This is a genomic window from Rathayibacter sp. VKM Ac-2928 (genome assembly GCF_022815545.1).
Classification (GTDB): domain Bacteria; phylum Actinomycetota; class Actinomycetes; order Actinomycetales; family Microbacteriaceae; genus Rathayibacter; species Rathayibacter festucae.
In genome coordinates this window covers 1459979-1474410 of record NZ_JALGRU010000001.1, presented here as the reverse complement: position 1 = coordinate 1474410, position 14432 = coordinate 1459979, and the positions used below count along the sequence as shown (strand labels likewise).

Below are 14432 nucleotides of genomic sequence, written 5' to 3'. Positions count from 1 at the left end.
ATCAGTGCCCGGGGATCAGTGCCCGAGGATCAGCGCTTCACGGTGAAGGCGAGGGTGATCGCCTTGCCCGACTGCGCGCCGGTGACCGTGACGCTGTAGTCCCCGGGGGTGGTGGGGGCCTTCGCGGTGGCGGTCAGCGCGCCGTCGTTGAGGTCGCGCGTCGCCGTGCGCTCGGTGAAGAGCGGCGCGGAGCCGATGAGCTGCGTGTCGCCCTGGAAGCCCTCCGCCGTCAGGGTGATCCGGGCTCCGGGGGCGAAGGTGCTGCCCGAGAGCTCGGCGGTGGCGCCGAAGCTCAGGTTCCGGATGTCGCGGTCGAGGCCGAGCGCGTTCGAGATGGTGAAGAACGTGTCGGTCTGGTCGGTGAGGCCGGCGACGTTGGCCGCGCCGGGTCCGTAGGCCGCGATGCGCAGCTGCGTGCCGGTGTGCTGCTGCGAGCCGCCCTCGGCGGCCGTGCCGTAGGACACCTTCATCGTGCTGCCGTCGACCGTCTTCAGCGCGGTGCTGAGCGAGGTCGGCGGGGTGGAGTCGACGATCTGGCTGGAGTGCGCGTGGTCGGCGGTGACGATGACGAGGGTGTTCCCGTCCGCCTCGGCGAACGCGAGCGCGGCCTGGACGGCCTCGTCGAGGTCGACGGTCTCGCCGATCTGACCGCAGGCGTTCGCGGCGTGGTCCTGCTTGTCGATGCTCGCGCCCTCGACCTGGAGGAAGAATCCCTCGTCGCCGGTGTCGAGCAGGTCGATCGCCTTCTCGGTCATCGCGCGCAGGGTGGGCTGGTCGGCGGGACGCGCGGGGTTCGCGACGCAGGTCTGCGGCGCGGCGTCGGCGCCGCCGACGGTCGCGGGGGTCGGCGCGTAGCGCACGGGCAGGTTGCCGGAGTTGAACAGGCCGAGCACCGGCGCGTCCTGGTCGGCGACGGTCAGCGCGTCGAGCTGGTCCGCGGTGGCGGCCGTCGTCGCGTCGCCGAGCACCTGGTAGCCGCGCTCGTCGGCCTGCTGGAACAGGGTCTGCCCGGCCCAGTCGCCCGCCTTCGCGGTCTGCGCGAACGTGGCGGAGCCGCCGCCGAGGGTGAGGTCGGCGCGGGTGTCGAGGATCTGCTCGCTGATCGAGCCGAGTCCGCCGTTCTCGAGCGCGTCGTTCCCGCAGCTGGCGCTATCGGGTCCGTAGCAGCTGCGCGCGTCGACGTGCGCGGCCTGCACGGCCGGAGTCGCGTCCTGGATCTCGGCTGTGGTGACGTTGCCGGTCTTCAGGCCGTTCGCCTTCGCGATCTCGAGGAGGGTGTCCTTGCGCTCCTGGTCGATGTCGACCGAGATCGCGTTGTCGTAGGTCTTGGTGCCGGTCGCCCAGGCGCTGCCGGTCGCGGCGGAGTCGGGCACGTAGTCCGGGGCGCCCTTGACGGCACCGGTCGCGGGGTCGTCGGCGCGGTAGAGCGAGTACGTCGTGTACTGGCCGGTGATCGGCAGGGCGTCGATACCGGGGAAGCGGCCGGCGGCGCCGTAGGCGTAGTTGCGGGCGACCGTGATCTCGGAGTCGCCCATGCCGTCGCCGATCAGGAGGATGACGTTCTTCGCGCCCTGCTCCTTCACCGCCGCGCGCAGCGAGTCGGAGAGGTCGGCGTCGACGGGGGAGATGCGGGCGGCGCCACCGGTGGCGGCGAGGTCGGCGGCGCCGATGGCGGTGGCCGCGCCGGGGGCGGCCAGGGCGGCGGCGCCGACCAGGGCGACGGCCGTGAGGGCCAGTGCGGTGCGTCCGCGGTGCGCGGAGCGGGGCAGTCGTGTCACGTCGGGGACTCCTTGGGGTGAGGGCCCCTGAGAAGGGGCTCACCCAGCACACTCCTGATTCCCGCTCCCGTGGGTGAACGGCGATGCATAGCCAAGTGAACTCTCCGCCTGCCGGTCCCGGTGGCGAGCGCGTGCGGTGACCCCGTGCGGGGGACAACTCGGGCGGATCCGGCACCGGACTCGAAGCCGAGCATTAGCGTGACCCTCGGTGGTCGCCGCCGCCGTCGAACGCCCCGAGAGGACCCCATGACCAGCCCCCGCCCCGTCTCGCGCCGCACCGCGACGACCGCCGCCCTGTGGAGCGCCCCCGTCCTCCTCGCCGCCTCCGCTGCTCCGCTCGCCGCCGCCTCGACGGCGGTCTCGGCCTCGCTCGGCATCGTCTCCGGCGGGCTCTCGAACGGCGGCGGGGACCTCTACGCGGGCCAGTTCACCCCGGTCGTCTACGCCGCTCGGGACAGCGAGCCCGTGCGCGACATCGTCGCCCGGATCACGTTCGACACGGGCGACAGCGACGTCGTGCTGTCCGACTTCGTCCTCGAGGAGGGCGCCTGGGTCGTCGTGGAGCCGCTCGGCTCCCGCACGCCGGGCGTCGTCGTCCTCGCCTGGTCGGACGCGACCGGCCTCCGAGACGGCGAGTCTCCGGTCCCGCCGCAGTTCAGCGTCCATGCGTCGGGCTACATCGTCAGCTGCCTCGTCTCACTGACGAGCACCTCGGCCGCTCCGATCGAGGACTACCTCAACATCGCGGTGGTCTGACGCGCAATCAGAGCGCCCGCGGCCGGTAGGTCTCGATCAGCGCGTCGAAGAGCCGATCCATCCGCTCGTCCACCGTCCGCCGCGCCGGGTCCGCGTCGTACCACTCGACGATCTCGCGCGCGCCGTCGCTGAAGCGGGTCGAGGGCGCGAACGCCGGCACCAGGCTCCGGATCTTCGCGTTGTCGAAGACCATCGAGTGGGCCTTGTCGCCGACGATGCCCGCGCCCAGCTCCGGGTCGGCCGCGGCGATCGCGTCGGAGGTCACGTGCACGATCCGCGCCTCGGCGCCCGCGGCGGCCGCGAGGTCGTGGTGGATGCGGTCCCAGGTGGGCGTCTCGTCGCCGGTGATGTGGAACGCCTCGCCGATCGCCGCCGGCGCGCCGAGCAGCCCCACGAGGCCGACGGCGACGTCGCGGCTGTGGGTGATCGTCCAGAGCGAGGTGCCGTCGCCGGGCACGACCACCTCGAGTCCGCGCCGCATCCGGTCGATGACGGTCCAGCCGCCGTCGACCGGCAGCGCGGTGCGGTCGTAGGTGTGCGAGGGGCGGACGATCGTCACCGGGAAGCCGGTGCGCCGGTACTCGCCGACCAGCAGGTCCTCGCAGGCGATCTTGTCCTGCGAGTAGCTCCAGTACGGGTTCCGCAGCGGCGTCGACTCCGTCACCGGCACGCGTGCCGGCGGCTTCTGGTAGGCCGAGGCCGAGCTGATGAAGACGTACTGGCCGGTGCGGCCGGCGAACAGGTCGATGTCCTGCTGTACGTGCTCGGGGGTGAACGCCGCGAACTCGATCACCGCGTCGAAGCGCTCGGCGCCGAGGGCCTCGCGCACGGAGGCCGGGTCTCGGACATCGGCGGTCAGCGTCCGGACGCCCTCGGGCAGCGGGCGGCTGGAGGTCCGGCCGCGGTTCAGCACGGTCACCTCGTGCCCGACGGCGAGGGCGCGGCGGACGCCCTCGGAGCTGATGATGCCCGTTCCTCCGATGAACAGAACGCTGAGGGGCACGGCGGACCCGACCTTTCCGGATGAGGGCTGCGCGCTCCGCTCCGGAAGCGGAGGGACGTCGTCGAGCACCGCCTCCATCAAGCGCACACTCCGGCGCTCCCGTCGAGGGGGTGGCGGGACCCTCCCTCCGGCGGCGATCGCGTCCTAGCGTGGAGTCATGACCCTGCAGCTCACCCTCAACAACGGCGTCACCCTTCCCGCTCTCGGGCTCGGCGTCTTCCAGAGCGCGCCCGAGGAGACGACCGCCGCCGTGCAGTCGGCCCTCGAGGCCGGCTACCGCCACATCGACACCGCCGCCGCGTACGGCAACGAGCGCGAGGTCGGCGAGGGCCTCCGCCGCTCGGGCCTGGACCGCTCGGAGGTGTTCGTCGAGACGAAGGTCTGGGTCACCGACTACGGCTACGACGAGACCCTGCACGCGTTCGAGAAGGCGACCGGCAAGCTCGGCGTCGAGCAGCTCGACCTGCTGATCCTGCACCAGCCCGTCCCGTCCCGCTTCGACACCACCGTCGCCGCCTACCGGGCGCTGGAGAAGCTCCTCGCCGACGGCGGCGTGCGCGCGATCGGCGTCAGCAACTTCACGCCCGCGCACCTGGCGCGCCTCCTCGCCGAGGTCGACGTCATCCCCGCCGTCAACCAGGTCGAGCTGCACCCGTACTTCGCGCAGCCCGACCTCCGCCGCGAGCACGCCGAGCGCGGGATCCTCACCCAGGCCTGGTCGCCGATCGGCGGCATCACCTTCTACCCCGGCTGGGGCGACGAGCGCCGCAGCGTGATGGACGACGCGACGATCGGCGCGATCGCGGCCGAGCACGGCAAGAGCCCCGCGCAGGTGATGCTCCGCTGGCACCTGCAGCAGGGCCGCTCCGCGATCCCCAAGTCGACGAACCCCGAGCGGATCGCCGCGAACATCGACGTCTTCGACTTCGAGCTCTCCGACGACGAGCTCGCCCGGATCGACGCCCTCGACACCGGCGTCCGCAGCGGCCCCGACCCCGACGTGGAGCGGCCGGCGCTCTTCGAGCGCACGATCCCCGAGGCGTGAGCCGTGACGACGCCTCCCGACGCCCAGCACCCCGACCCGCACCACGCCCCGCACCCCGCACAGGAGGAGACACCATGACCGACCCGATCGGCATCCCCGAGGCCACCGCTCTCGAGAGCACCCGCCGCACCATCGCGATCCTCGGCGCGGGCGGCGATCTCACCGAGCGGCTGCTCCTGCCGGGTCTCGGCCGCGTCGCCGAGCTCGCCCGCGACTCCGAGCTGACCCTGATCGGCGCCGCCCGCACCCCGCAGTCCGACGACGAGTGGCAGGGGCTCGTCCGCCGGAGCCTCGAGGCCGCCGGGATCGCGGCGCACACCGTCGACGACCTCGCCTCGCGCGCCCGCTTCGTCGCCACCGACGCCTCCGACCCGGAGCAGCTGAAGGCCCTGCTCGACGCCTGCCCGACGACGCCCGTGCTCTACGTCGCGCTGCCGCCGGCGATGGGCCACAAGGTCGCCGACTCGCTCTCGAAGCTGGACCTCCCGGAGGACCTCGTCGTCGCGATCGAGAAGCCGTTCGGCGAGGACCTCGACGACGCGATCGCGCTCAACGCCGCCTTCGCGCCCGTGATCTCCGAGGACCGCCTGTGGCGCATCGACCACTTCCTCGGCAACGCGACCGTCATGGGCATGCTCGGACTGCGCTTCGGCAACCGGCTGCTCGAGGCGAGCTGGAGCGCCGAGCAGATCGAGAAGATCGAGATCGTCTACGATGAGACGCTCGGGATCGAGGGGCGCGCCGCCTTCTACGACGGCACCGGCGCCCTGCGCGACATGCTGCAGAGCCACCTGCTGATGGTGCTCGCGCTCACGACGATGGAGCGCCCCGAGGAGGTCTCACCCGAGGACGTCCACGAGCGGATGGCCGAGGCGCTCGGCGCCGTCCGCCTCTGGCGCGACGACCCCGCCACCGCGCGCCGCGCCCGCTACACCGAGGGCCGGGTCGACGGCCGGTTCTTCCCCTCCTACGTCGACGAGCCCGACGTCGATCCGGAAGCCGGCACCGAGACGCTCGCGCAGCTGCTGCTCCAGGTCGACACGCCCCGCTGGGCCGGCGTGCCGTTCGTGCTGCGCTCCGGCAAGGCGATCGGGGACCCGCGCCACGAAGTCGCCGTGCACTTCCGCGCCGCGACCCCGCCGCGCGGCCTGGTCGGCGCCGACGACGGCGCGGGCACGGTCCTGCGGATGACGCTCAAGGGCGGCGACGTCAGCCTCGACCTGCTGGTGAACAGCGCCGACGACCTGACCGACCTCGAGCGCACGACGCTCCAGGCGCAGCCCGGCGCCGCCACCCTCGACCCCTACGCGCAGGTGCTCGCCGGCATCCTCCAGGGCGACACCCTGCTGTCGGTGCCGGGCGCCGTCGCCGAGCAGTGCTGGCGGATCATCACGCCGGTGCTCTCGCACTGGGCCGAGGGCGGCACCCCGCTCGACGAGTACGAGGCCGGAAGCGCGGGCCCCGAGGGCTGGTAGCGCGCGCTGCCTGCTGGTCGAGCAGCCCTCCAGGGGCGTATGAGCTCCATGCTGGTCGAGTAGCCCCGCAGGGGCCTATCGAGACCCACCGTTGTCAGCAGGGTGGATCTCGATACGCCCGCTGTGCGGGCTACTCGATCAGCATGGATGACTGATCAGCATGGATCGGGGCGGCCCGCGTGCGATGCAGCCGCTCCCCATGCTGGTCGAGTAGCCCCGCAGGGGCGTATCGAGACCCTGGCGCCGGTCTCAGACGTCGACGAGGATCGTCCGGGTCGGGAGGCCGAGGAACGCGGGAGCCTCACCCTTCGTCTCGGGGGAGACCGGGCCTCGCGTCACGGTCGCCGTGACACGGAAGCCGCCCGGGGGAACCGGCGTCAGTGCGCAGTACATCCGTCCCGGGCCGAGGGACGCCACCTGCATCACCCGCCCGTCCCCGTCCGTGTAGCTGCCGTGGCTCCGATAGCGCCCGGCCGGGACCACGAGGTGGGCGGAGCGCGGGCGGTCGACGACCAGCCACTCCGACCAGTGCTCGACGTCGTGCTCGGCGGTCACGTCCATCCGGGCGTCGCTGAGCAGCTCGACCGGTGCTCCGGACACCCCGCTGCGCGCTGCCCGGAGCTCGACGACGAAGTTCCCCGAAGACAGGGAGTCCAGGAAGAGACCGACGTACGGTCCGGCCTCGAGGGGTCGCGGAGCGGTTGCGGCGGACCCGGGGGCGCCGACCGCCGCGGCGAGGACGGGCGCCGTGCAGGCCATCGCGATCGCGGCGCGGCGGGTGACTCCCGGACCGTCCGAACGACTGCCGGACATGAGATCTCCCTCCGGTCGCACGGCTCCTCGCGACCCGTCGTGCCGCGCGCCCTCGGCTCGCCGAGACCGGACGGATGCCGCAATGCTCGGTCACCTGTCCGGATCCGCCGAATCGCTGGCGCGATGCGGTGAACCTGGCGCCGGGACGTCGACGCGCGGGGTCGAGCAACGGGCGGGGGAGAGGTCGTCCGCTCAGTTCACCAGGCCGACGGTCTGGGTCCCGAAGCCGAGCGCGGTCTGCGCCTTCGGGTCGGTGCCCGGGTGGACGCGACCTCGCGTCACGGTCGCCGTCACGGAGAACCGTCCCCGGGGTTCCCTGGTGAAGTTGGTGTACCCGCTTCCCACGATCCTCGCGACCTGGAGGGTCACTCCGTCCTTGCCGGTGTAAGTCCCCCCGGAGGGGTAGGCGCCGGCCGGGATCAGGAGGTGCCCGGCGCGCGGGCCGTCGACGACGACCCCGCCGGACCAGCTCTCGATGTCGTGCTCCGACGCGATGTCCACCCTCGCCTCGTCGGCGAGCACGACGGGGGCTCCGGCTGCGCCGCTCCGCGCCACCCGCAGATCGATCCGGAACTCGCCCGCACGCCAGGGGATGAGGAAGAGCCCGACGTACGGTCCCTGGTCGACCGGGGCCGGTGCGGAGGCGGCCGCGCCCGGCGCCGCCACGGCGGCCGAGACCACCGGAGTGGTCCACGCGACCGCCGCCACGGCGGTCCGGCGCGTCACCCCTCGCTCGGCGCCGTCCCTCTCCTCGAAGCGTGCATCGTCCCGTCGAGCGTCCGGCATCGTCTCTTCCTGATCGCGCCGGTGCCCGTGTCAGGCGGGAGCCGAGAACCGATCATCCGCTGGAAGTCCGAAGTCTCGGGCACCGCGGTCGGCACCGCCCCATCGGTGGCACGATGCAGTCGATCTGGCGGGGTCAGCTCGCGGTCAGGGCGTCGCGGAGGCGGACGCGGGAGCCCATCCGCAGCAGCGAGTTGGTGTAGATGCGGCTGGCGACGGCCATCACGGCCGCGGTGGCGACGACGAGGAGGCCGAGCGAGACCAGCGGCTCCCACCACTCCGCCTCGCCGAAGAAGAGCCGCACCGGCATCGCGACGGGGGCGCTGAAGGGCACGTAGGACAGGATCGTCATCACCAGCGGGTTGTCGCCGAAGATGACGACGCCGAAGTAGGGCACCATCACGAGCATCATCGCCGGGGTCATCACCGAGCCGGTGTCCTCCTGGCGGGAGACGAGCGCGGCGCCGGCCGCGAAGACGCTCGCGACCAGGACGAAGCCGAAGACGAAGAACACCACGAACCAGATCAGCGGCGCCGAGAGCAGGTCGAGCAGCTCGGTCTGCCCCGTGACGGCGAGGCCGAGGGCCGACGCGGCGGCGATCGCGGCGGCCGTGCCGACGCCGATCACCGAGTTGCCGAGGATCTTGCCGGCCAGCAGCGCCCGGGCGGGCACCGCGGCGAGCAGGATCTCGACGATGCGCGACTGCTTCTCCTGCACCGTGTTCTGCATGATGGTCGCGCCCGAGCCCAGCACGGCGAGCATGAACACCAGCCCGAACGCCAGTCCGATCAGCGTCCGCAGGCCCGACGGCGTCGGCGAAGGCTCGAGCAGCTCGACGGCGGGGCTGACGGACAGCGCCGAGACCAGGCCCTCCGGCGCCTCGTCGAGGGCGAGCACCGAAAAGCCGATCGCGTCGTCGCTCGGGACGAGCGCGGCGTCGACGTCGCCGGCGCGCACCAGCTCCTCCGCCTCCGCGACACTCCCGACCTCGGTGACGTCGAGGGGGTCGGTGGCGGCCAGCGAGGACGCCGCGGAGCCGACGACCGCGACGGGGGTCGCGTCGGCGGCGCGGCTGCTCAGCACGTTGCCGAGCACGATGCCGCCGATGACCAGCACGAGCGTGATGACCGTCGAGACCAGGAACGCCTTCGACCGGATCTGGGAGAGGATCTCGCGCTCGGCGACCAGGAGCGTCGCGCCCCAGGTGCTCAGCCGGCCGTCCGGGTCACCGGTACCGGCACCGGTCGCCCTCCTCGTGCTGCTCGTCGTCATCGGACCGCCTCCGTCTTCTTCTCGGCGCCCGCGGGCGCGCTCACCACGATGTCCCGGAAGATCTCCCCGAGGGTCGGCCGGACGGGCCGGAACGACGCCACGGTGCCGCGCTCGACGGCGGCCCGCAGCACGGCGTCGGCCGCCGCCCGGTCCGCGTGGAAGAGCACCGACGTGCCGGCCAGCTCCGCGACCTCGACGCCGGGGACGCCGCGGACCCAGCCCGCGTCGCCGTCCGTCTCGAGCGACCAGCGGTCGCCGGAGTACTGCTCGCGCAGCGCCTCGCGCTCGCCCGCGGCCTTCACCTGGCCGCCGGCGATGATCACCAGGTCGTCGCAGAGCCGCTCGACCACGTCCAGCTGGTGCGAGGAGAAGAGCACCGGGATGCCCCGGGCGGCGTGCTCGGCGATGACCGTGACGACGTCGTCGACGGCCAGCGGGTCGAGCCCGGAGAACGGCTCGTCCATGATCAGGACGTCCGGGTCGTGCACGAGGGCGGCCGCCACCTGCACGCGCTGCTGGTTGCCGAGCGAGAGCGCCTCGAGCTTGTCGCGGCGGCGCTCGATCAGCCCGAGGCGCTCGAGCAGATCGTCCGCCCGCCGGACGGCGGTGGCCTTGTCGATGCCGTGCAGCCGGGCCAGGTACGCGAGCTGCTCGCCGATCTCCATCTTCGGGTAGAGGCCGCGCTCCTCGGGCATGTAGCCGAAGCCGTGCAGCGCGGCCTGGCCGACCGGCGCGCCGTCCAGGGTCACCTCGCCGGAGTCCGGCCGGAGGACGCCGAGGATCATCCGCATGGTCGTGGTCTTCCCGGCGCCGTTGCCGCCGACGAACCCGGTGAGCCGGCCCCGCCCGACATCGAAGCTGACGTCGTCGACGGCGCGATGGGCACCGAAGCTGCGACTGATGTTCTGCACGCTGAGCATGCGACCTCCTCGGATCCGACTGACCCCTCCACGCTAGGGAGGGCGCGTCTCCGGCACCTCCGGCGCGGGGGTGAACGGCCGTTCCGTCTCAGGACGGAGGAGCCTCCGACGGACGCCGCGGGTCGACCAGGCCGGAGCGGTAGGCGAAGGCGACGGCCTGGACGCGGTCGCGGAGCGACAGCTTGGTGAGCACGTTCGACACGTGGGTCTTGACCGTCGCGCGGCCGACGACCAGCAGCTCGGCGATCTCGTCGTTGGAGAGGCCCTGCGCGAGCAGGCGGAGCACCTCGGTCTCGCGGGCGGTCAGGTTCTCGGGCGCGGTGCCGGGGGCGGCGAGCGGAGCACGGTCCCGCTCGCGGGCGACGGCGCGCTCGATCACCGCGCGGGTCAGCTCGGGCGCGAGCAGGGCGTCGCCCGCCGCGATCGCACGGACGCCGGCGACGAGGCGCTCCGGCGGCGAGTTCTTGAGCAGGAAGCCGCTGGCGCCCGCCTCGAGCGCCGCCAGCAGGTAGTCCTCGCGCTCGAAGGTGGTCAGCACGAGCACCTGGACCGTCGCTCCGGGCTGCGCGAGGATCCGCCGGGTCGCCTCGAGACCGCCGATCCCGGGCATCTCCACGTCCATGCAGACGACGTCGGGCCGGGTGCGCGCCACGACCTCGACGGCCTCCTCGCCGCTGGACGCCTCGCCGACGACCTCGATGCCGGCCTGCAGCGAGAGGATCGTGCGGATGCCCTGCCGCATCAGCGCGTGGTCGTCGACGAGGACGACGCGGATACCGCTCGTGCTCGCTCCCTCGCTCATGCCCGGACCGCCAGCGGCACGGCGACGCGGACGACCCAGCCGGAGCCCGTGCGCGCCCCCGCCTCGAGTCCCGTCGAGCGTCGCCGCGCGCTCGCGCATCCCGAGCAGGCCGAGCCCCCCGCTCTGCCGGCGCGGGCCGGGGCGCCCGAGGCCGTCGTCGGCGATCTCGAGCTCCACCGACTCGCCTTCGTAGCGCAGGTGGACACGCGCCCGGGTGCCGGGACCGGCGTGCTTGAGGACGTTGGTGAGCGACTCCTGGGCGATGCGGTAGAGGTTCAGCCCCACCAGCGCGGGCAGCTCGACGGGCTCGCCGACCACCTCCAGCGAAACCCGCAGACCCGAGACCTCGGCGTCCGCGACCAGCGCCGGCAGCGCGTCCAGATCGAGCGAGGCCGTGACCGGGTCGAGCGCGGACTCCTCGTCGCGCAGGGTGCCGAGCAGCTGGTAGAGCTCGCCGACCGCCGCGCGGGACGTGCCCTCCAGCGCCTGGAGCTGCTCGTGCGCCTTCGCGGGGTCGGCGTCGACGAGCATCCGCGCCGCTCCGGCCTGGACCCCCATCAGCGAGACGTGGTGGGCGACCGCGTCGTGCAGCTCGCGCGCGATCCGAAGCCGCTCGATGGTGATCGCCTGGCGGGCGACGGTGGACTGCTCCTCCTCGAGCTGGCGGGTGCGCAGGTCGGTGAGGGCGCGCTGGCGGGCCGAGGCCCAGGCGTGGTCGCCGAACCACCAGGCGCCGGCGAAGTAGAGGACGTTGATCAGGATCTGCTGGAGCATGTAGGCCGCGATCGGGGTGAGCGCGCCGATCCCGGCACCCTCGAAGTCGAGGTCCTGGGTGCTCGCGCGGAAGAAGGTGATCAGCAGCCAGACCGCCATCACGGCAACCAGCACGCCGCGCGCCCAGCCCGCCCGCGTCCGGTTCTGCTCCCAGGCGCCGACGCTGTACAACGCCATGAACAGGGCGATGTTGCTGATCGTCAGCTCGGGCACCTTCAGCTCGCCGACCAGCAGGAACGCGGCCCCGATGACGGCGAGGACCGCGACGGGCGCCGTCCGCCGGAACGCGAGCGGGAGGATGACGACGGCGAGCACTGCGGCGCTCAGCGCGGGCGACGCGGGATCAGTGAACAGCCCGATCGCGCGGCCGAGCACCAGCGAGAGCACGGCGGCGCCGAAGAGCACGGCGGCGGTCGCGACGTCGGCCCGGCGCTGGTCGGGCGTGGCGGGCGACCGCCGCCAGGCGCGGGAGTCCGGAGCGGCAGTCATCCCGCCAATCTAGCCGCGGGGCTCAGGCGTGCGGGTGCGGGTGCGTCCGCTCGAGCGCGGCGCCCTCGAGGTCGACGTCCGGGAGGAGCCTGTCGAGCCAGCGGGGGAGCCACCAGGCGGAGCGCCCGAGCAGGTGCATCAGCGCCGGCATCAGCAGCATCCGGACGACGAACGCGTCGAGCAGGACGCCGAACGCGAGGCCGAAGCCCATCGAGCGGATGATGGTCGACTCCGAGAAGATGAAGCCGCCGAAGACCGCCACCATGATCAGCGCCGCGGCGATCACGACCGCCTTGCCGGCCTGGAAGCCCTGGGCGACGGCGAGCCGGGCGTTCGCCCCGTGCACGTAGGCCTCGCGCATCCCGGAGGCGAGGAAGAGCTGGTAGTCCATCGCCAGCCCGAACAGGATCCCGACCAGGATGACCGGCAGGAAGCTCAGGATCGGCCCGGTCGAGTGCAGGCCGATCAGGTCGGCGCCCCAGCCGAACTGGAAGACCGCGACGATCAGCCCGTAGGTCGCGAACAGCGACAGGATGAAGCCCCCGGTCGCGATCAGCGGCACGAGCAGCGAGCGGAACACCAGGATCATGATCAGCAGCGAGAGGCCGACGACGACCGCGAGGTAGGTCGGCAGGACGTCGTTCAGCCCCTCGGAGATGTCGATGTTGGTGGCCGCCTGGCCGGCGACGCCGAGGACGATGTCGTCGTCCACCGGCGGCAGGGCGCGGAGGTCCTGCACGAGGGCCTCGGTCGAGGCGCTGTTCGGGCCCTCGGTCGGCAGCACCTGGAAGGCGAGCAGCGTGCCGTCGTCGGAGGCGGCGATGGGCGCCACGGCGACGACGTCGTCCTGCTCGGCGATCGTCCGGGCGACGTCGACCTGGGTGGCGAGCAGCGCGTCGTCGGTGACCCCGCCGGGGACCGTCGCGGTGACGAGCAGCGGGCCGTTCGCGCCGGCGCCGAACTCGTCGCCGACGATCTCGAAGGAGCGGGCGCTGGTCGAGCCCTCGGGCTCGCTCGCGCCGTCCGGCAGGCCGAGGCGCATCGAGAGCGCCGGGATCGCGATGACCAGCAGCACGGCGACGGTGCCGACGACGGTGAGGACCGCGCGCAGGGTCGACATCGGCGCGACCGTCTTCACCGCCGCGTGGTGCACGACGGCCGAGCGGGCCTTCCGGCGCAGGAGCCGGGTGCCGAGCAGGCCGAGGATCGCCGGGGCGAGCGTGACCGCGATCAGCACGGCGACCGCGACGCAGACCGCGCCGACCGTGCCCATCAGGCCGAGGAACGGGATGCCGGTGACGTTGAGGGCGAGCAGCGCGACGACGACGGTCGAGCCGGCGAACACGACGGCGGTGCCGGAGGTGCCGTTGGCCAGGCCGATCGACTCGCGCACCTCGACGCCCGAGAGCAGCTGCTTGCGGTGCCGGTTGACGATGAAGAGGGAGTAGTCGATGCCGACCGCGAGGCCGAGCATCACGCCGAGGACCGGGGTGACCGAGGCCATGTCGATGACGCCCGAGAAGGAGAGCGAGGCGGTGACGCCGACGCCGACGCCGACCAGGGCGGTGACGATCGGGAGCGCGGCGGCCACGAGCGAGCCGAGCATCACGATCAGGACGACACCCGCGAAGACGAGGCCGATCGCCTCGCCGACGCCGAAGATCTGCGGCACGCCCTGGGCGAGATCGGTCGCGAACGTGACGTCGGCGCCGGCGACCGGCGCGGACTCGAAGTGGTCGATGACGCCCTGCTTGACCTCCTCCGGGAGCTCCAGGCGCGGCTCGGTGAAGGAGACGTTGACGATGGCGGTCGAGCCGTCCGCCGAGACGACGCCGATGCCGTCCGCGAGGGCGAGGAGCTCCTCGCCCTGGTCGAGCGGGGCCGCGCCCGCCTCCAGCTCGGTGCGCGAGGCGTCGAGCGCCGCCTGCTGCGCGGTCAGCTCGGCCTGCTGGGTGTCGAGCTGCGCCTGCTGGGCGTCGAGCGCGGCGAGCTGCTGCTCCGGAGCGCCGGCGGCGACGGCCTGCTCGCGGGCCGCGGTCAGCTGCTGCTGGCCTGCGGTGAGCTGGGCCTGGCCCGCGTCGAGCTGCGCCTGCCCGGCGTCGATCTGCTCCTTCCCGGCCTGGAGCTGCGCCCGGCCGTCGGCGAGCTGCTGAGCGCCGTCGAGCTGCGACTGGCGCGCGGCGAACGGATCGACGACGGCGGCGACACCCTCGAGGTCCTCGGCGGAGGCGGCCAGCGCCGAGATCGCCGACTCCTGCTCCGCCGTCAGCGCGGAGCCGTCGGCGGTGCGGTAGACGACGGTGCCGGTGCCGCCGGCGGTGTCGGGCAGCTTCTCGGCCAGCTGATCGGTGACGGCGCCGGACGCGGTCCCCGGGATGTCGAAGCTGTTGGTGAGCGTGCCGCCGACCGCGAGGAAGGCGCCGACCGCGACGCCGAGGATCACGACCCAGGCGACGATCACCGCCCAGGCGCGGCGAGCGGCGAAGGTGCCCAGACGGAACAGCAGGGAGGCCAAGGAGAT

At 73.1% G+C, this 14432-nt stretch carries 11 protein-coding genes; 3 read left to right on the top strand and 8 right to left on the bottom strand.

All coding sequences use genetic code 11. From position 1 onward, the window contains the following. Positions 1-29 precede the first annotated feature (29 nt). Entirely contained in the window at positions 30-1778 is a 1749-nt protein-coding gene (gene phoA, locus MT350_RS06825) for an alkaline phosphatase (RefSeq protein WP_243599236.1), read from the bottom strand. 246 nt (positions 1779-2024) lie between these two features. On the opposite strand from phoA, the gene MT350_RS06820 reads away from it, so the two are divergent. Next, on the top strand, positions 2025-2534 hold the full coding sequence (locus MT350_RS06820) for a hypothetical protein (RefSeq protein WP_243599237.1): 510 nt from the start codon (positions 2025-2027) through the stop codon (positions 2532-2534). 7 nt (positions 2535-2541) lie between these two features. Here the strand turns inward: MT350_RS06820 and MT350_RS06815 are convergent, their stop codons facing one another. Beyond that, positions 2542-3537 carry an NAD-dependent epimerase/dehydratase family protein gene (locus MT350_RS06815; protein ID WP_243615593.1) on the bottom strand — a complete coding sequence of 332 codons (996 nt, stop codon included), beginning with the start codon at positions 3535-3537 and terminating at the stop codon, positions 2542-2544. A gap of 157 nt (positions 3538-3694) precedes the next feature. On the opposite strand from MT350_RS06815, the gene MT350_RS06810 reads away from it, so the two are divergent. Together MT350_RS06810 and MT350_RS06805 are read left to right on the top strand one after the other, a co-directional pair. After that, entirely contained in the window at positions 3695-4582 is an 888-nt protein-coding gene (locus tag MT350_RS06810) for an aldo/keto reductase (protein ID WP_123736984.1), read from the top strand. Between the two features lie 74 nt (positions 4583-4656). Continuing rightward, entirely contained in the window at positions 4657-6057 is a 1401-nt protein-coding gene (locus MT350_RS06805) for a glucose-6-phosphate dehydrogenase (RefSeq protein ID WP_243615592.1), read from the top strand. Positions 6058-6306: 249 nt separating this feature from the next. Here the strand turns inward: MT350_RS06805 and MT350_RS06800 are convergent, their stop codons facing one another. The 6 genes from MT350_RS06800 to MT350_RS06770 all read right to left on the bottom strand — a co-directional run bounded on the left by MT350_RS06800 (position 6307) and on the right by MT350_RS06770 (position 14426). Next, complete coding sequence (locus tag MT350_RS06800; RefSeq protein ID WP_243615591.1) at positions 6307-6870, bottom strand: hypothetical protein; 564 nt, start codon at positions 6868-6870, stop codon at positions 6307-6309. A 192-nt stretch (positions 6871-7062) separates the two neighbouring features. Continuing rightward, positions 7063-7596 (bottom strand): hypothetical protein, encoded by a 534-nt coding sequence (locus tag MT350_RS06795; RefSeq protein ID WP_243599242.1) that lies wholly within the window; start codon positions 7594-7596, stop codon positions 7063-7065. Positions 7597-7789: 193 nt separating this feature from the next. Further along, entirely contained in the window at positions 7790-8926 is a 1137-nt protein-coding gene (locus MT350_RS06790) for an ABC transporter permease (protein WP_243599243.1), read from the bottom strand. Beyond that, positions 8923-9846 carry an ABC transporter ATP-binding protein gene (locus MT350_RS06785; RefSeq protein WP_243599244.1) on the bottom strand — a complete coding sequence of 308 codons (924 nt, stop codon included), beginning with the start codon at positions 9844-9846 and terminating at the stop codon, positions 8923-8925. Before MT350_RS06785 ends, MT350_RS06790 begins: the two co-directional genes overlap by 4 nt. 88 nt (positions 9847-9934) lie before the next feature. Continuing rightward, positions 9935-11911 (bottom strand): response regulator, encoded by a 1977-nt coding sequence (locus MT350_RS20415; RefSeq protein WP_308197463.1) that lies wholly within the window; start codon positions 11909-11911, stop codon positions 9935-9937. A 22-nt stretch (positions 11912-11933) separates the two neighbouring features. Next, entirely contained in the window at positions 11934-14426 is a 2493-nt protein-coding gene (locus MT350_RS06770; RefSeq protein WP_243599247.1) for an MMPL family transporter, read from the bottom strand. Positions 14427-14432: the final 6 nt, after the last annotated feature.

What these genes read in the sequence shown, in the direction of transcription:
- MT350_RS06810 (WP_123736984.1), top strand. Translation starts at nt 3,695, where the DNA reads ATGACCCTGCAGCTCACCCTCAACAACGGCGTCACCCTTCCCGCTCTC.
- MT350_RS06820 (WP_243599237.1), top strand. Translation starts at nt 2,025, where the DNA reads ATGACCAGCCCCCGCCCCGTCTCGCGCCGCACCGCGACGACCGCCGCC.
- MT350_RS06785 (WP_243599244.1), bottom strand. Translation starts at nt 9,846, where the DNA reads ATGCTCAGCGTGCAGAACATCAGTCGCAGCTTCGGTGCCCATCGCGCC.
- MT350_RS06805 (WP_243615592.1), top strand. Translation starts at nt 4,657, where the DNA reads ATGACCGACCCGATCGGCATCCCCGAGGCCACCGCTCTCGAGAGCACC.
- MT350_RS20415 (WP_308197463.1), bottom strand. Translation starts at nt 11,911, where the DNA reads ATGACTGCCGCTCCGGACTCCCGCGCCTGGCGGCGGTCGCCCGCCACG.
- MT350_RS06790 (WP_243599243.1), bottom strand. Translation starts at nt 8,926, where the DNA reads ATGACGACGAGCAGCACGAGGAGGGCGACCGGTGCCGGTACCGGTGAC.
- MT350_RS06800 (WP_243615591.1), bottom strand. Translation starts at nt 6,870, where the DNA reads ATGTCCGGCAGTCGTTCGGACGGTCCGGGAGTCACCCGCCGCGCCGCG.